Annotated in this window: 18 protein-coding genes and 1 pseudogene; 11 read left to right on the forward strand and 8 right to left on the reverse strand. The window is 70.8% G+C overall.

Annotation, left to right across the window (positions count from 1 at the left end; translation table 11 throughout):
- Positions 1 to 48: 48 nt before the first annotated feature.
- The 8 genes from ACZ6NZ_RS26255 to ACZ6NZ_RS26290 all read left to right on the forward strand — a co-directional run bounded on the left by ACZ6NZ_RS26255 (position 49) and on the right by ACZ6NZ_RS26290 (position 3,839).
- Positions 49 to 594 carry a hypothetical protein gene (locus ACZ6NZ_RS26255; RefSeq protein ID WP_465860736.1) on the forward strand — a complete coding sequence of 182 codons (546 nt, stop codon included), beginning with the start codon at positions 49 to 51 and terminating at the stop codon, positions 592 to 594.
- Entirely contained in the window at positions 591 to 764 is a 174-nt protein-coding gene (locus ACZ6NZ_RS26260) for a hypothetical protein (protein ID WP_465860737.1), read from the forward strand. Before ACZ6NZ_RS26255 ends, ACZ6NZ_RS26260 begins: the two co-directional genes overlap by 4 nt.
- The gene (locus tag ACZ6NZ_RS26265) at positions 761 to 1,198 is read left to right on the forward strand and encodes a hypothetical protein (protein WP_465860738.1); all 438 of its coding nucleotides are present in this window, start codon (positions 761 to 763) and stop codon (positions 1,196 to 1,198) included. Before ACZ6NZ_RS26260 ends, ACZ6NZ_RS26265 begins: the two co-directional genes overlap by 4 nt.
- Positions 1,191 to 1,313, forward strand: coding sequence for a hypothetical protein (locus tag ACZ6NZ_RS26270; RefSeq protein ID WP_465860739.1), 123 nt, complete (start codon positions 1,191 to 1,193; stop codon positions 1,311 to 1,313). Before ACZ6NZ_RS26265 ends, ACZ6NZ_RS26270 begins: the two co-directional genes overlap by 8 nt.
- Positions 1,314 to 1,328: 15 nt before the next feature.
- Entirely contained in the window at positions 1,329 to 1,664 is a 336-nt protein-coding gene (locus tag ACZ6NZ_RS26275; RefSeq protein ID WP_465860740.1) for a hypothetical protein, read from the forward strand.
- Positions 1,661 to 1,840, forward strand: a complete 180-nt coding sequence (locus ACZ6NZ_RS26280; RefSeq protein ID WP_465860741.1) for a hypothetical protein — start codon at positions 1,661 to 1,663, stop codon at positions 1,838 to 1,840. The genes ACZ6NZ_RS26275 and ACZ6NZ_RS26280 overlap by 4 nt, the downstream gene beginning before the upstream one ends.
- A gap of 100 nt (positions 1,841 to 1,940) precedes the next feature.
- Complete coding sequence (locus tag ACZ6NZ_RS26285; protein ID WP_465860742.1) at positions 1,941 to 2,408, forward strand: GntR family transcriptional regulator; 468 nt, start codon at positions 1,941 to 1,943, stop codon at positions 2,406 to 2,408.
- An 843-nt stretch (positions 2,409 to 3,251) separates the two neighbouring features.
- Entirely contained in the window at positions 3,252 to 3,839 is a 588-nt protein-coding gene (locus ACZ6NZ_RS26290; RefSeq protein ID WP_465860743.1) for a hypothetical protein, read from the forward strand.
- Here the strand turns inward: ACZ6NZ_RS26290 and ACZ6NZ_RS26295 are convergent.
- The gene (locus ACZ6NZ_RS26295) at positions 3,836 to 5,338 is read right to left on the reverse strand and encodes a recombinase family protein (protein WP_465860744.1); all 1,503 of its coding nucleotides are present in this window, start codon (positions 5,336 to 5,338) and stop codon (positions 3,836 to 3,838) included. The two genes, ACZ6NZ_RS26290 and ACZ6NZ_RS26295, sit on opposite strands and share 4 nt — an antisense overlap.
- A gap of 33 nt (positions 5,339 to 5,371) precedes the next feature.
- On the opposite strand from ACZ6NZ_RS26295, the pseudogene ACZ6NZ_RS26300 reads away from it, so the two are divergent.
- Positions 5,372 to 5,560, forward strand: a pseudogene (locus tag ACZ6NZ_RS26300) (MBL fold metallo-hydrolase); the annotation flags it as partial.
- 193 nt (positions 5,561 to 5,753) lie between these two features.
- On the opposite strand, the gene ACZ6NZ_RS26305 reads toward ACZ6NZ_RS26300, so the two are convergent.
- Both ACZ6NZ_RS26305 and ACZ6NZ_RS26310 read right to left on the reverse strand, forming a co-directional pair.
- Complete coding sequence (locus ACZ6NZ_RS26305) at positions 5,754 to 6,362, reverse strand: DedA family protein (protein WP_465860745.1); 609 nt, start codon at positions 6,360 to 6,362, stop codon at positions 5,754 to 5,756.
- 101 nt (positions 6,363 to 6,463) lie between these two features.
- Positions 6,464 to 7,153 carry a class I SAM-dependent methyltransferase gene (locus ACZ6NZ_RS26310; RefSeq protein ID WP_465860746.1) on the reverse strand — a complete coding sequence of 230 codons (690 nt, stop codon included), beginning with the start codon at positions 7,151 to 7,153 and terminating at the stop codon, positions 6,464 to 6,466.
- Between the two features lie 193 nt (positions 7,154 to 7,346).
- On the opposite strand from ACZ6NZ_RS26310, the gene ACZ6NZ_RS26315 reads away from it, so the two are divergent.
- Positions 7,347 to 7,550, forward strand: coding sequence for a cold-shock protein (locus ACZ6NZ_RS26315; protein ID WP_007462771.1), 204 nt, complete (start codon positions 7,347 to 7,349; stop codon positions 7,548 to 7,550).
- Between the two features lie 49 nt (positions 7,551 to 7,599).
- Here ACZ6NZ_RS26315 and ACZ6NZ_RS26320 read toward each other — a convergent pair whose 3' ends face one another.
- From ACZ6NZ_RS26320 to ACZ6NZ_RS26340, 5 genes are all read right to left on the reverse strand, one after another.
- Positions 7,600 to 8,880: an MFS transporter gene (locus ACZ6NZ_RS26320; RefSeq protein WP_465860747.1), complete on the reverse strand. Its 1,281-nt coding sequence runs from the start codon at positions 8,878 to 8,880 to the stop codon at positions 7,600 to 7,602.
- Positions 8,877 to 9,452 (reverse strand): ArsR/SmtB family transcription factor, encoded by a 576-nt coding sequence (locus tag ACZ6NZ_RS26325; protein ID WP_465860748.1) that lies wholly within the window; start codon positions 9,450 to 9,452, stop codon positions 8,877 to 8,879. The genes ACZ6NZ_RS26320 and ACZ6NZ_RS26325 overlap by 4 nt, the downstream gene beginning before the upstream one ends.
- Positions 9,453 to 9,559: 107 nt before the next feature.
- Positions 9,560 to 10,435, reverse strand: a complete 876-nt coding sequence (locus tag ACZ6NZ_RS26330; RefSeq protein WP_465860749.1) for a hypothetical protein — start codon at positions 10,433 to 10,435, stop codon at positions 9,560 to 9,562.
- Positions 10,436 to 10,593: 158 nt separating this feature from the next.
- A complete protein-coding gene (locus ACZ6NZ_RS26335; RefSeq protein WP_465860750.1) occupies positions 10,594 to 12,270 on the reverse strand; it encodes a CocE/NonD family hydrolase in 1,677 nt (558 codons plus the stop codon).
- 3 nt (positions 12,271 to 12,273) lie between these two features.
- Entirely contained in the window at positions 12,274 to 12,789 is a 516-nt protein-coding gene (locus ACZ6NZ_RS26340; RefSeq protein WP_366609384.1) for a MarR family winged helix-turn-helix transcriptional regulator, read from the reverse strand.
- A gap of 123 nt (positions 12,790 to 12,912) precedes the next feature.
- Here ACZ6NZ_RS26340 and ACZ6NZ_RS26345 point away from each other — a divergent pair, with 123 nt between their 5' ends.
- Entirely contained in the window at positions 12,913 to 15,036 is a 2,124-nt protein-coding gene (locus ACZ6NZ_RS26345; protein WP_465860751.1) for an MMPL family transporter, read from the forward strand.
- Positions 15,037 to 15,053 lie beyond the last annotated feature (17 nt).

Here is a 15,053-nt window from a genome sequence, read left to right on the forward strand (position 1 = left end):
GCGGTTGCGGGTACGGCTCGGAGCGAAACCCCGCCCGGCGGTGACGTAATGAGCAGTGACGTCGAGTTGTCGGGCAACCCGTGGGACGACCTGTTCTGGTATCCCAACCACCCGGATGCCGGGCTGTGGCGGGCTGACATCGCCGCAGAGATGAACGCCGGATACCCCGCGAAAGCCGATATCCCCAGAGGCAGCGATTTGTCGGTACCGATTGATCAAGGAGAGACCGAGATGACAGCAGAGAACGAGCCTGACCATCCGGCCATCCGCCGGATGGTCGCCGCCTTCGACCCGCAGATCGCGGAACTGGTCCGTCGCGAGCGCGGCGGAGAGCACGGCCTACTGCGGGATGTCGGCTTCACCGCGCTGGCCGACGAACTGGTCCGCGTGGTGCCCGACACCGACCCGCACCTGCTCCACGCCGACGACTTCGAGGACGCCCACATGGCTGCCGCAGGTGCCGTCATGGGCGCGCGGATGGCCGGCAGGGACATCGCGGAATGGACCGCTGACATGAACGAGGCGTTCCGCGCAGCGGCAGCGGAGGCATTCGACGCCGGGGTCCGCACCGGGCGGAAGGAGTCGAGCCGATGAAGTACGCCCGGACCAACGCCGATGCCCGCTACCTGCCCGGTTGGTCGAAGCCGCCCGGCGCGGAGATCAACCCGGACCCGAACAACCAGTCCGCCGACCCGAACGGCAACCGGGCGCAGCGTCGCCGAGCCAAGAAGCTCGGCATCAAGACGAAGGCGGCTCAGCCGTGACCGCCCCCGCCGCCGTGCCGCAGCCGGGCGACCCGCTGAATCGGACGCCCGCAAGGCTGCGGCTGCTGACCGACGTGCAGCGCCACCGCGTGTACCGGCACCCCGACGGATCGAGCCTCAATGCCGGCCAGAGCGGTCGGCAGGTGACCACTCGCATCGCGCGCCTTGAAGGCGCGGGGTGGGTCCGCCTCGACGACGGCAGCGACTACGACATCCGCTACTGGGAGTTGACCGACGCCGGCCGGCACGTGCTCACCGAGGCTCGGCCCTACACCGACGCCGACGTTGAGTCGGTGGCAGCAGCCGTCGCGCGCACCCGCACCGACTGCGACCCTGCGGATCCGTGCCGCGCATGCCTGGTGTCCGGCTTCGCCGCACTGGACGCTCTGACCGCCGCCGGCCGGCTTCGCTCACCCGGAGCCAACCGTGACTGACCTCGCCCCGCTGCCCGCCGCAGACGACCCGCACGCCCGGCTGCTGGCCGCCTACCTCGACCGCCGCCGCAGTCCACTCACCGCCGACACCTACCGCCGCGACATCACCCATTGAGCGAAGGAGACCGAGATGGCCGACCAGATCCCGGCGGACGACCTCCGCGACGTCCCGCCCACGGTGCTCGCCATGGCCGACCAAGCCGTGCTGCGCATGCACAAGCTGCTCGACGGCGCACCGCTGACTCTGGTCGTCAACGCCTACCGCGCCGGGTACGCCCACGGCCGCATGGAGGCAGCCGCCGCGATCCGGGCCGACATGGAGGGCATCACGAGTCAGATGCGCGGCTTCACCCGCGAGGTTATGGAGAACGCCGCCCAGGTGGCCGACCTGCCCGAGCCCGAACGCCAGCCGACCATCCCGACCAGCGACACCCCCGCCGTAGTTCGCCGACGGAGGCAGCCATGACCGACCTGACCCCCGTCGACCGGGCACCCGCCACCGAGATCACCTGGGAAGAGGCCGACCAGATCGCCAAGGCCGAGTTCCAGGCGATCGAGCAGCGCCGGGCGGAACTCGCCACCCGCGACGCCTACCTTTCCAACGACGCCTCGGACCTCATCGGCGGCTCGGCAGCGGCCTGACGCACCCACCTACCAGGCATATTGGCTCAGCCTTGCAACTCCCGCTTGTCCGGACATAGCCGACCGATGCCCCGCCGGGCGGTTAACCCACAATCGCGGCGTGAGGGAGCCACCCGAGGTCAGCTCGGCTGAACTGGCCGCATCCCTCCGCGACCAAATACTTACCGGCCATCTGCCGCCTGGTGCCCGCCTGCCGTCCGAGAAGACGTTGGGGCAACAACACGATGTGTCCCGGGCCCTCATCCGCCAGGCCATTGCCATCCTTCGCAGTGAAGGGCTGGTCGTCACACGCCAGGCGCACACTACGAGGGTGCGGCCGGTGCACGACAAACAGCCGATCGACCTGACCAATGTGGTGCGGGTGGAGACGCGCATGCCGACGGCTCCGGAGCGGCAGCGGTTGGACGATGACGTGCCGGGCGGGTTTGACGCCGGGGTGCCCGTGTTCGTGGTGTACCGCATGGACCCGGAGCATCCGGGGGAGCCTGAGTTGTGGCCGCCGCCGGAGTTGCTGCCGGGGGACCGTTGGTTGATGCCGGGCCCTGCGCAGAACCGTGAGCAACGCTAACGAGTAGTCCCGTTCGTGGGATATGCGTTTGCGGAACCTTTTCACCATCCGCATGTCCGTACATGCGGGCGTTGCGGGCTGCGTCGATTCGGGCACTATCGACTACTCATCGAGGCAATATCAACTACTCAAACGGCGTGGTCAAACGTGGCATGACCCCCGAACGGGGGTCAACCGTTCGGACCACACATAGGGGATCTTTAAGCACGATCGACGCAACCAAAACCGGATAGTTCCCGACGCAACAATCCGCGAAAGTGAACACGTCACACGTTGTACCGGCACCCACGGGGAGGGACCGATGGAACGGCAGCAGCCCAGTCGCAGGCAACCACACCGCCTCCTACTGCTCGCCACCCTCACCATCGGACTCACCCTCACCACCGGCAGCCCCGCACACGCCGACACCCACCCAGGGCTGCCCACAACCACCACCCTGACCGCGCCCGAGCCGGCCCCCTCAGGTCCCCCCACATCGGAAGGTGCCAGCTCGGGCGCACCCACCCGGCAAGGACCAAAACTCGCCCACGGCGGCGACCACACCAGCGCCGGCACCCTGCGCGCCCCCGAACACGCCCCCAGCACCACCCGACCTGCCGGGCAACCCCGGTGGGCGCACCCCCACACCGGGCACCACAGCGCACACCACGACGGGTTAACCCAACCACCGTCACCGCCACCCGGCTGACCCGCAGCACACCACAAGCCTGGCAGCTGTACGCCCTCACCGCGTACGGCCTGCGACCGCCGCACCCCCGGTCGGGTAGCGGCGAGGGAGACACGCGCCGTCCCGCGCGCAGTCCCCGAATCGCACTCCCCTGCGAAGAACGGAGCACCACCACCATGTGCAGCACCACGCCTCACGCGGAAGACTCGCAAGACGTAAGCCGTATCAAAACCGAACACGAAACGATGCTGGAACTACTGGCGAAACGCCAGAAGGCCAGCATCAGCGCCTACGCCCTACCCGTGGTCACCCTCGACGCGGTCGCCCTGTTCGTGTGGGGGGTGATTCTCCGGGATGCGCAACACGCCCCACCTGAGCCTGTGACCGTGGCCTACGCGGCGTCCCTGACAGCCGCCACCGTCCTCGCCCTCTGCGCGATCACCGCCACGGCCGTGTGGGTTCTCGTCGGGTTCCTCAAGCGGGAAGCCGCCGAACGTGACCGCATCATCGAATACCAGACGAAGCACCACAAGAAGCGCCTCGTCGAGCAGGTCGACGCCATCGCCGACGCGGTGCACGCCCGAATCCAGCAAGCGGAACGTGACGCCAGGCAGACGTTTTGGGAGCGGAAAGCAGACGAGCAAAGGCAGGCCGCCACCGGAACGGGCCCGCCGCCGCGAAGGCACGCCAGCGAGGCGGGGAACACCGACCCCAGCCCGGTGCTCCAATTCCCCACCAGCCGCCAACCGCCCCGCAGCAACTAGTTCGACAGGTCCCGGTCCCGGGGTTTGACCTCCACCGACTCGGGGTCAAACCCGGGGCCGCGGCGGGTGGGCAGGATCCGCACTCGCACACCGAACGCATCCATGATTGCCCGCTTCTGAACAAACGTGTACGACTCCCACCGCTGCCTTGCCTGCGCCCCCACCGTCTGCACCACCAACGACAGGTGCGGTGACACCTGATGCCGTTTCGCTTCCGCCTCGGCCGCCTCCACCTGAGGCTTCAACTTCGCGGTGATGATGCGCAACTGAACGTTGGTGATCACACCCTCCGCGTAGTCGCTCGCCGCGGCAGACATCCGTCCACGAAGCGCGTCAGCTTTACTCAGGAACTCTGCCTGTTTGCTGGCCGACCCATCGAGCAGCCCGATCACGTCGGGCCGGGACAGCAGCGAGACCATCACAGCGTCGACCCTCCGGTCGACGGCTTCCTCGTTGCGTCCAACGCAGCCCTTCGCCTCGCACAGATACAGGCGGGCTTTCCTACCCCACTTCGCGCTCCCCTTCGACGCCACCCGCAGGTGCGCCCCACACACACCGCATTCACCGATCCCCCAGGTCAGCAGGTGCTGCCGGGAACCCGGCTTCTCATGCACCCGCTTCGGGTCCGTGAGGAGCGCCAACACCCGGTCGTACTTGTCGGGGTCCACGATTTTTGGCCACGCCGCCGGCAGCAACTGTTCATCTGGTAGCCCACGGTGGTAGATCCGCAGGGCGATGTTCGACGGCCTGATGGCGATCTTCTTCACCGACGTTTTGCCCCACAGGCTGCCGTCTTCCGCCTGGCCCTTGGCGCGCTGCTTGCGCCGGTGCCCTGTTCGCGGCGCGGGGACCTGCCGCCGGTTCAAGTCGTCGGTGACAGCCTTCAGTGTTTCGCCCGCAAGAAGCCGGTCGACGATTTCGCGCACGATGCCGGCCTGCGCCTTGTCCTCGACGTCTTTGAAACCGACGATCTTCCCTCGGCTGTCGTACTCGTAGTTCCGCTGCCAGCCGTAGAGGACTGCACCGTTCGCGCGGCCCTCTTCGGCTCGTTCGCGGGCGGCCGAAACGATGCGTTCGGCTTTGGTTTCGGACTCCCCGGTGTCGACCTCGCCGAGCATGCCGGCCACCATCCGCCCGGCCGCGGACGCCAGGTGCAGTTCTGGTCCGTTGACGGGCAGGACGATCACGCCGAGCTTGCCCAGGATGTCGATGCCTGCCGCCCGTTCGGGCCGGTTGCGCCAGATCCGGGAGGTGTGCACGCAGATGATGCGGCGTTGCACCCCGAGCGGGTTGGGGGCGCTGAGGGCGGACATCATGCGGTCGAAGTCTGGCCGTGGTGCGCCTTTGAGCGCGGACAGGTCGTTGTCTGAGTATTCGCCTACCACCTGCCCGGAGCGCTTGGCGGACATCTCGCGGCACTCTCGTAGTTGGCGGGTGACGCCCTTTTCCAACGCCAGCTCGTCTTCGCTGATGCGCGCGTACAGGTGGTCTTCGTACATGCCGTCATCCTATTGGCCTGTATGACACCCTGGCTATTTCCCGGCGGGGTGGGCAACACCGACAAGGACCCGGAGCGCTTCGCGGCGCTGATCGGTGACGTCGAGCACAAGCTGTTCGACCAGCTGCCGGACGACACCTGGTTCTACCCGGGCCACGGCAAGGACAGCACCCTGGGCGCCGAGCGCCCCGCCCTCCCCCAGTGGAAAGCCAGAGGCTGGTAAACCCCACCACCACCACCACCAGCCGCAGCCCACCAAACAGAAAACCCAACGTCAACCAAGAACCACCAAGATCACCAACTACCGACCGACGGCGGCGCACCCCCGCCCCCACCCACCGCAACCCGGCCCCGCCCCCGGCCCGCGCCCCCCAGCCCGCGCCCCGCGGCCCGCGCCCCCAGCAACGAACGACCCCTCAGCCGACGACGGCGAACAACCGCCGCCGCGCCCCCAGCAACGCGACCGACGCCAGCACCAGCCCGACCCCCATCGTCACCAGCAGTGGGCTGGGGTCGCCCGGCAGCAGCGCGGCCACCGACCGCGACGCGGTGCCCAGGGCGAGGTAGAGACCAGCCCAGGCGGCCGCGCCGATCGTCGCGCAGCCGAGAAATCGGCGGTACGACATCCGCAGCCCGCCGGCGGCCAGTGGCAGTAGCGCGTTGAAGACCGGCAGGAACGGCGCGACCACCATCATCCGGCCGCCGCCTCGACGCAGGATTCCTTCGGCCGCTGTCCAGCGCGCCTCGCCGATCCAGCCACCGATGCGGCTGTCGCGCAGTCGGTCGGAGTAGCGACGGCCGATCAGGAAGCTCAGTGACCAGCCGGCCAGGCAACCGATCAGCACCGCGGTGAAGGTGGCCAGCCCGGTGCTCGGGCGGCCGACGCCGACGGCGGCGAGGATCGCGACGTCGCCGGGGACGAGGACACCCAGCAGGGGTACGGCGTCGAAGAGCATGACGAGCCCGAGCGCACCCATCAGCAGCAGAACCGGTAGTTCTCCGATCTGGGCCAGCCATTGCGTCATGCGTCGACGCTATGGCCGTGGCGCCACTTCGGACATCCGGTCGTAGCCCCCACTGACCCCTGGTATCCACCTCGGGGTCGCCCCTGAGTCGGGGGTGCGCCTCAGGCGGGGCGCAGCACCTGCACGTGGCGTAGCGACGAGTCGACCGACGGTTCGGTGGAGGTGGTGGGTACCGGGTAGTCGGCCAGCACGGTCAGGCGGTCTGTCGGCAGGTGTCCGCGGCCGGGGTCGCCGACCAGCACGTCGGCGCCCGCCGCGGCGACCCGCTGCAGGAAGGGCAGCATCCGGTCGGCCATCGCGCGGTCGTAGAAGACGTCTCCGGCGACGACCAGGTCCACCTTCGCTTCGGTGCTGTCGAGCAGGTCGTCCCCGGTGGCGTCGACGGCGACGTGGTTGGCCCGCGCGTTGAGGGTGACGGCGGCGACGGCGTACGGGTCGATGTCGTTGGCGGTCACCTCCGCCGCGCCGGCGAGCGCGGCGGCGATGGCTACCAGCCCGGACCCGGCGGCGAGGTCGAGCACCCGGCGGCCGGCGGCCAGCTCCGGGTGGTCCAGGAGGTGGCGGGCCAGGGCCTGTCCCCCGGCCCATGCCGACGCCCAGTACGGCGCCGGCAGCGCGCGTCCGGCGGCGGCCTCCATCCGGGCCCACCAGACGATCGCGTCCTCGGCCAGGTGCAGCCGCACCTCGGGGACGAACGGGGCGGGCACCAACCGGAGCCGGTCCAGACCAGCACCGGGCGCGTGGATCTCGCGTTCCAGCTCGGTCATCGCGTCGGCTGCGGCATCCCTCATCGGCGCAAGCATGCCGCAGCGGCGGTGGGTCGGGGCGGGTTTCGCATGCCGCCGCGCAGAGTTCACCCGAGTTCGGTCAAATACCTACGGCACTTCGGCCAGCGGATCGGGGTTTTGCCCGTTACTGTCGGACAGGTACGGGCGATCATCGGCCAGAGGCCGAGGGTCAGCCGCTTTGAACAGGGAGAGATGCATGGCAACCGGCACGGTTAAGTGGTTCAACTCGGAAAAGGGCTTCGGCTTCATCGAGCAGGACGGTGGAGGGCCGGACGTGTTCGTCCACTACTCCGCCATCGCTTCGAGCGGCTACCGGGAGCTCAACGAGGGCCAGAAGGTCGAGTTCGAGGTGACCCAGGGGCAGAAGGGTCCGCAGGCGGACAACGTCCGCCCGATGTAGCTCCGTGCCGGTGACGGCGGCCGGTCTTCCGGCCGCCGTCGCAGCGCACTCAAGACGCCACCGGGGCGGCGGGCAGGTCCCGCCGCCTTCGGATTGGTCCGACAAGCAGAATCAACGGGGTGAGCGCCAGCCAGGCGGTCATCACGACAATTGCCGTCTCGACGCCGTATCGTGCGCCGATGGCACCGGCCAGCACGGCCGCCAGCGGGATCGTGCCGTAGTTGAGCAGATGCATGCTCACCGTCACCCGGCCCAGCAGGTGGTGCGGCGTGTAGGTCTGCCGGAAGGCGCCCTTGACCACGTTGCCGATGGCCACCCCGAGACCGATCAGCAGGCCACCGAGGGCTGGCCAGGCCAGCCCGACGCCGGGCGCGGCGAGCGGGATGAGCAGCGCGGGCGGGCCGGTGAGCGCCGCCGCGATCAGCACCGCCCGTGCGGTGCCGCAGCGCCGGGCCACCGTGGTGGCGAGCAGCGCGCCGATGATCCCGCCGGCGCTCATCACCCCGACGAGCCCACCCACCAGGCCCGGTTCGAGACGCAGTTCGCGGACCAGGAAGACCACCAGGACGGCCTGGTAGCCGGTCAGCCCGATGTTGCTGGCCGCGCCGAAGAGCGTGAGCACCCGCAGGTACGGGTCCCTGATGACGAAGCGCAGCCCCTCGGTGATGTCCCGGCGCAGCGACCGGGACCGCTGCGAGGGTCGTGGGCGTGGTTCGCGGGTGCGGATGCGCAACAGGAACATCGCGGAGAGCAGGAAGGTGAGCGCGTCCAGCAGCAGCGCGGCGACGGCGCCGACGAGTTGGGCGATCAGACCGGCGAGGCCGGGTCCGACGACGTAGCTCACGGTCTGGGTCGCCTGGAGCTTGGCGTTGCCCTCCGGCAGTTGCCCGGGTCGCAGCAGCACCGGCAGGTAGACCTGGTCGGCGGTTTCGAAGAAGACCCGCGCGGCGCCCGCGCTGAGGGCCACCACCAGCAGGTGCGCGACGGTGAGCCGGTCCAGCGCGGCGGCCAGCGGCACGCTGAGGAAGGCCACCGCGCAGAGCAGGTCGCAGATCACCATCACCGGTCGGCGGGGCAGCCGGTCGACCCACGCGCCGGCCGGCAGGCCGATCAGCAACCAGGGCAGCCAGGCCGCCGCGGTGAGCACCGCCACCTGGAAGGTGCCGGCGTCGAGGACGGCGACCGCGACCAGGGGCAGCGCGACGGTGGTGACGTTGCTGCCGACGCTGCTGACCGCCTGGCCGGCCCAGAGCAGCCGGAAGTCGCGGTGCCGCAGCAGCCCTCCGGTCGGCCGGACGTCGGTGTCGTCGCGGTGGGTGGTGACGGTCACGGTCGGGCCGGTACGCCGTGGACGAACACGAAGACCGGCCTGCGGTCGGCGTCGTCGTCGGGTAGCGCCCGGTCGGCCCAGCGGCCGAGGACCTCGACAACCTCGCGGCTCAGCTCGGCCAACTCCTGCGGCGTGAGGCTCAGCCAGTGGTCGGTGGAGAACGGCGCGTCGTTCCAGGTGGCCTGGGTGCTCTCGTCGGCGGCGTGCCAGGCCCGCGCCAGGGCGACGTGCCGGTCCAGGTTGAGCGAGGTGGCGGCGTCGGCGACGGCGCGGGAGGCCGGGTCGGCGTCGAAGTCGGCATTGGACCAGCTCAGCCTGCGGGTCACCAGACGCCACCACCGCTCGCGCCGGTCCCGGGCCAGCTCGGGCGCCTCGGCGACCAGGCCGGCGGCGGCGAGGACCTTGAGGTGGTGGCTGACGTTCGCGGGGGCCTGGTCGGTGCGTTCGGCGAGCAGCCCGACGGTGGAGGGCCCGTGGACCTTGAACACGTCCATCAGCCGGCGGCGCAGCGGGTGGGACATGGCGGCCAGCACCCGGGAGTCGGTGATCTGGCGTACGTCGGGGCTGTTCATTCCGACAGCCTGGCATCCGCAACGACTGTTGCGCAATGGTTGTTGCCCAACAGTCGTTGCGGATTGCGTCAAGAGGGGCGGCCCGGCGGCTACGAACCGCCCCTCGCTCAGGCGACGAGCCGGCGGGCCAACTCGTCGGCGACCTGCTTGGCGATCGTGGGCGGGATCGCGGCGGCGATCTCCTCCGGCGTCAGCCCGGCCAGCACGCCCTGGATGATCGCCTCCTCGTCGGTGAAGTCCCGGTTGGACAACTCCGTCAGCGCGGCCTGTAGGGCGGTGACCTGCAGACCGAGCGACTTGAGGGTCGGGTGGGCCGGCCGGAAGTTCGGCACGGTGGCGTCCTCACCCATCGCCATCCGGGTGTAGATCTGCCCGATCGGGTTGCGGCCGTCCAGGACGGTGAGGTTCTTGTGGACGGTGGCCAGCCAGTTGTGCTCTTCGGGGGTCATGTCGTCGTCCTCCAGGAGTCCGATGGAACTGAGGTAGCGGCGGAACAGGGGTCGCTGGTCGCGGCCCGCCTTGATGGCGTCACGGAAAAAGCTGAAGTGGGTGTGCCAACGGTGTGAGCTGTCGCCGGTGGTGCGCTTGCCGAGGCGATCCCACCGCTTCACCGTGCTGCCGTCGGGGCTGTAGATGATCTCCCGGATGTCCCGGGTGTCGGCCGCGTTCGCGACGCACTGCGCGACGCACCAGACCGAGAAGCTGGGCAGGGTGTTCGATCGGCCACCGGAACGGACATCGAACTGGCCGACGTCCATCGCCGACGCGTCGAGGGTCAGCCCAGCCCGGTCCCGGGGCGACTCGACCACCGAGTAGTCATTGGGGACCACCCGGTCCGATCCGCAGTGGTAGCCGCCCCGGTGGGCCGAGTCGCCGACGATGCCGACCTCGCCCGGTTCCAGGTCGTCGGGCCCGGGAGCGTTGTCGAGGTGAGTGAGGAGCAGACTTCGGACGGCCAGAAGGTTAGCCGGGGCCCGGGTCATGGGGTCCCCCTTTCCGAGAGGCGGGGACCGGGCACGACGTCACACCGCGTACGCGGTGCTGGGCTTCGGGCGAGCCCGGCCTACTGGTGCACGGCGCCGGGCGTTGACTCCACCATAGCCCGCGGTTTCGGTAAACGCCCAGCTCAGGAGGGGTCTGTTCAGATTGGAGGTTGATGCGGCGCAGAGTGGACGATCGGCAGCAGCAGCGCCGAGGGATGCTCCGGGTCGTGCAGAACCTGCCGCCAACCGGCACGCAGCGTCACCGCCGTGCCGAGCGGTTCTCCGGTGCCGGGGTTGCGCGCCCACCGTGGATGGGCGCCGCCGGAAACCTGCACCCGCAGTCGGTGCCCGGCGGCGAAACGGTACGCGGTCGGCCAGAGCGGCACCGGAATCCGCAGCGCCCCGGAAGGGTCGGCCGGAAAGCGCTCGGGCGTGACCCGCACCAGACCGTCGCACACGTTCCACGAGCGACCCCGCCGGTCCACGTCGCACAGACGAACGAAGACGTCCAGATAGGGCAGCTCGCTGCGCAGGTGGATCTCGGCGCGGACCGGGCCGATCACCTCGACCGGCGCGGTCAGCGGGGCGCTGGTGTAGGTCAGCACGTCGGGGCGGGCCTCGACACCCCGGTTGTCGACCGGGCCGGCCCGTTTCCCGACGAGCAGTGGACCGCCGAGTGACGGGGTGGGGTCGGCGGGGTCGTAGTGGAGCGCGTCCGGCGTCGACACGACAGGTGGGCGCGCCGCCACGTCGCCACCGGGTTGCAGGTGCCAGGCGGTCTCGACCGCCGGGGGTGGCCAGTCCGGCAGGTCCCGCCAGCCGCCACCGGCGCCGCCGACGTGGATGCGTACGGGCGGCGGGGCCGCTCCCGCCGGTACGCGCGATCGAGGCACGGCCGGCAGATGCTCGTCGAGCCAGGCCAACCCCTCGCGCAGCGCGCCCACGAACAGTCCGGGGCTGCCGTGCGTCCAGGGGCCGATGACCAGGCGCGGCGGTGTGCCGGCGGCGCGCAGCACGGCGTGGTCGTCGAGCTGGGCGGGCAGGAAGATGTCGTGCCAACCGGTGACCATGACCACCGGCGCCCGCACCTTCGCGACCTGGTCGGCGAAGACCCGGGTCCGCCAGTACGCGGCCTGCGGTGTGTGGTGGCGTAACCACTCTTGGAAGAACGGGATGGTCACGCCGGTGGCCACCCGGTCGGCCTCGGCCAGCGGGAGGTGTTCCAGCGCGGCGGCCAGGCGGGGTTGCCCGCGCTTGAGTTCCCACTGCCGGGCCAGCCACGGCACGGTCTGCGCGTGCAGCAGCTCCGCCCAGGTGAGCACGGTGTCCAGGGCGAAGGACTCCCCCGCGTACGTCGAGTCGCGGGTGGCCGAGGCGGTCACCACCGCGACCATGGCGCGCAGCTCCTCGTCGGCGTCGGCGGCCAGGGCCCATTGGGCGAAGCCCTGGTAGCTGACCCCGAACATGCCCAGTTGCCCGGACCACCAGGGCTGGCGACGCAGCCAGTCCAGTGTGTCCGCACCGTCGTCGCGCTCGTGCACCAGCGGGGCGAACGTTCCACCGGAGCCGCCGGTGCCCCGGCACGACTGGATGACCGCGTGTCGACCTCGGGCGGCGAGCAGCCGACCGAGCAGCCGCAGCGGCCCACCCCGCCCGTAGGGGGTGCGGATCAGCACGGTCGGCGCACCGCGGACGGCCGGGGCGTAGTGGTCGGTGCGCAGCACCACGCCGTCGCGGGCCCGTACCGCGAGGTCCCGGCTGACCCGCACCGGGCCGGGGCGGGTCGGGGGTAGGCGCAGCGCGGCGCTGGCGAGGCGGGCGACGAGGTGCGGCACCGGTCAGCCCGTCGGGCGGCGGGGTGACTCCGGACGGGTGGCGCGCACCGCGTCGCGGTGCCCGCGCAGCGACTCGCTCATCTCCTCCATGAACCGGTGCACCACCTCCAGCTCGTCCTCGCTGAAGCGGTCCATCACCGTGTCGGTACGGGCGCCCAGCGGCCGGAAGAACTCCATGGCCAGCGCGGCGCCCTGGTCGGCGTAGTGCAGCAGCACCTTGCGCCGGTCGACGGTGTCCCGGTCGCGGCGGATGTGCCCGGCCCGTTCCAGCCGGTCGATCAGGGCCGTGACCGAGCCGGAGGAGAGATTGAGCTGGTCGCCGAGACGACCGGGGGTGATCGGGTCACCGAGCAGCTCGGCGTCCATCACCGCGATCAACGCCTGCAGGTCGGTCGGGTTGAGGCCGTGCAGGTTGGCGAAGGCGTGGCCGACCTGCTGGGCGTCCACCGCGTACCGCCGGAGGTTGTTGGTGATCTCCGCGACCAGCTGCTCGCGGCGCGTGTCGCGCCGTCGGTACATGCCGTGAGTCGCCACCTCGCGCCGCTCTTCCCGTCGTCGATCCCCCGGGTTGCAGCATAGAACAACCCCGGATAATCTCGGCCATCAAGATACTCGGCTTTCGAAAGACCTTGAGGTCACCTGATGTCTGTGTTCACCAGAGTCGCTCGTGGCCGGCTGGCCGCCTGGCTCACCGTGGCCGCCGCGATCGTCGTGGGCGCGGCCGTCTTCGGGACACCCCAGCCGGACAACCCCGCGCCGGTCTCCGCCACCGGCCTGTCCGCACAGTGGCAGTCGACCCAGGTGCAACGTCTGCAGGACCAACTGCCCTCGAGCGACGTGCAGCCGGCCATCGTGGTGATCAGTCGCGGTGACGGCGACGCGCTGAGCGAAACCGACCGGGCGACCATCGGCGCTCGCGCCGACGACCTGCGCCGCTTCGCGGTGGGTGGGCAGGTCAGCCCCGCCCAGGTCTCCCCGGACGGCGCGGTGGCCCTGGTCGCCGTGCCGCTGGACACCGCCGGTGGGCAGGAGGTCGTCACCGACGCGGTGACCCAGCTGCGCGCCACCCTCGAGGACCTGCCCGACGGGCTGACCGCCGAGGTGACCGGCGCCCCGGCGTTCACCGCCGACCTCTCCTCGGTGTTCGACGGCGCCGACGTCACCCTGCTGGTGGTGACCGCCGCCGTGGTCGCGCTGCTGCTGCTGATCACCTACCGCAGCCCGTTCCTGTGGATCGTGCCGCTGGTCGTGGTCGCCGCCACCGAGCAGCTCACCCTGCGCGCCGTGGACGTCATCGTGCCGGGTGTCGGCATCAACCTCCAGCAGGGTCAGGTCACCGGCATCGCCAGCGTGCTGGTCTTCGGCGCCGCCACCGACTACGCGCTGCTGCTCATCGCCCGCTACCGGGAGGAGCTGCGCCGCGAGGAGGACCGGTTCGCGGCGATGCGCGCCGCGTTGCGCCGCACCGCGGAGCCGATCCTCGCCAGCGGCGGCACCGTCGTGCTCGGCGTACTCACCCTGCTGCTCAGTGAACAGGAGACCAACCGGGCGCTGGCCGTGGCCTGCGCCACCGGTGTGGTCTTCGCCATGCTCTCGGCCCTGTTCGTGCTCCCCGCCGTGCTGGTGCTCTTCGGTCGCGGCCTGTTCTGGCCGTTCGTGCCCCGGGTCGGCGGCCCGGCACGCGAGGGTCGGCTCTGGGGTCGACTCGGCGCCGCCGTGCAACGCCGCCCGGTGGTGGTCGCCACGCTGGCCACGGTGCTGCTCGGCGGCCTGGCGCTGGGTGGTCTCGGCATCCGCACCGGCCTGTCCGAGACCGAACAGTTCCGGGCCCAACCCGAGGCGGTGACCGGCGCACAGACCCTGGCCAGGGCCTTCCCCGCCGGCAGCACCCAGCCCGTCGCCGTGATCACCACCCCGGCGGCGGTGCGGGCGGTCACCGACGCCGCCAGCGCGGTACCCGGTGTCGCCTCGGCACGCCCCGGCGACGCCGGCGCGGCCGTCGCCCAGGTCGACGTGGTCCTCGACGCCGAACCCGGCACCACCGCCTCGGACCGCGCGATCGAGGCGCTGCGCGCGGCGGTCGCCGCCGTCCCCGACTCCGCGCCGCCGGCCGCCGCCGGCGCCGACGCCCCGTCCGGCGCGATCGTCGGTGGGTCCGTGGCCGCCACGTACGACTCCGACGAGGCCAACGACCGGGACCTGCGGCTCATCCTGCCGATCATCCTGCTGCTGGTCGGTGCCGTGCTCGTGCTGCTGCTGCGCGGTCTACTCGCGCCGCTGCTGCTGGTGCTCACCGTGATCGCCTCGTACTTCGCCAGCCTCGGCGCGGCCTGGCTGCTCTTCGACCACGTGCTGGACTTCCCGGCGCTGGACAGCGGTGTGCTGCTGCTCGCCTTCGTGTTCCTGGTGGCGCTCGGGGTGGACTACAACATCTTCCTGGTCACCCGGGCCCGGGAGGACGCCCGCAGCGCCGGCACCCGCGCCGGGATGCTCTCCGCCCTGCGGGTCACCGGCGGTGTGATCACCAGCGCCGGTGTGCTGCTGGCCGCGGTCTTCGCCGTGCTCGGTGTGCTGCCGCTGATCACCCTGACCCAGATCGGGATCATCGTCTGCATCGGTGTGCTGCTCGACACCCTGCTGGTCCGTACGGTCCTGGTGCCGGCGCTGGCGTTCCTGCTCGGCGACCGCTTCTGGTGGCCCGGTCGCATCACGCGCGACCCGGCCGCCGCCGTGCGCTCGCCCGAGACGGTCGCCACACCCGACTGACCGGCCCGTCGGGGCCG

Source organism: Micromonospora sp. NPDC047756, from assembly GCF_055587245.1.

Bases quoted from the DNA above. Each gene is read 5' to 3' on its own strand.
- ACZ6NZ_RS26255 (WP_465860736.1), top strand. From the start codon at position 49: ATGAGCAGTGACGTCGAGTTGTCGGGCAACCCGTGGGACGACCTGTTC.
- ACZ6NZ_RS26260 (WP_465860737.1), top strand. From the start codon at position 591: ATGAAGTACGCCCGGACCAACGCCGATGCCCGCTACCTGCCCGGTTGG.
- ACZ6NZ_RS26275 (WP_465860740.1), top strand. From the start codon at position 1,329: ATGGCCGACCAGATCCCGGCGGACGACCTCCGCGACGTCCCGCCCACG.
- ACZ6NZ_RS26280 (WP_465860741.1), top strand. From the start codon at position 1,661: ATGACCGACCTGACCCCCGTCGACCGGGCACCCGCCACCGAGATCACC.
- ACZ6NZ_RS26290 (WP_465860743.1), top strand. From the start codon at position 3,252: ATGTGCAGCACCACGCCTCACGCGGAAGACTCGCAAGACGTAAGCCGT.
- ACZ6NZ_RS26295 (WP_465860744.1), bottom strand. From the start codon at position 5,338: ATGTACGAAGACCACCTGTACGCGCGCATCAGCGAAGACGAGCTGGCG.
- ACZ6NZ_RS26305 (WP_465860745.1), bottom strand. From the start codon at position 6,362: ATGACGCAATGGCTGGCCCAGATCGGAGAACTACCGGTTCTGCTGCTG.
- ACZ6NZ_RS26310 (WP_465860746.1), bottom strand. From the start codon at position 7,153: ATGAGGGATGCCGCAGCCGACGCGATGACCGAGCTGGAACGCGAGATC.
- ACZ6NZ_RS26315 (WP_007462771.1), top strand. From the start codon at position 7,347: ATGGCAACCGGCACGGTTAAGTGGTTCAACTCGGAAAAGGGCTTCGGC.
- ACZ6NZ_RS26325 (WP_465860748.1), bottom strand. From the start codon at position 9,452: ATGAACAGCCCCGACGTACGCCAGATCACCGACTCCCGGGTGCTGGCC.
- ACZ6NZ_RS26330 (WP_465860749.1), bottom strand. From the start codon at position 10,435: ATGACCCGGGCCCCGGCTAACCTTCTGGCCGTCCGAAGTCTGCTCCTC.
- ACZ6NZ_RS26340 (WP_366609384.1), bottom strand. From the start codon at position 12,789: ATGTACCGACGGCGCGACACGCGCCGCGAGCAGCTGGTCGCGGAGATC.
- ACZ6NZ_RS26345 (WP_465860751.1), top strand. From the start codon at position 12,913: ATGTCTGTGTTCACCAGAGTCGCTCGTGGCCGGCTGGCCGCCTGGCTC.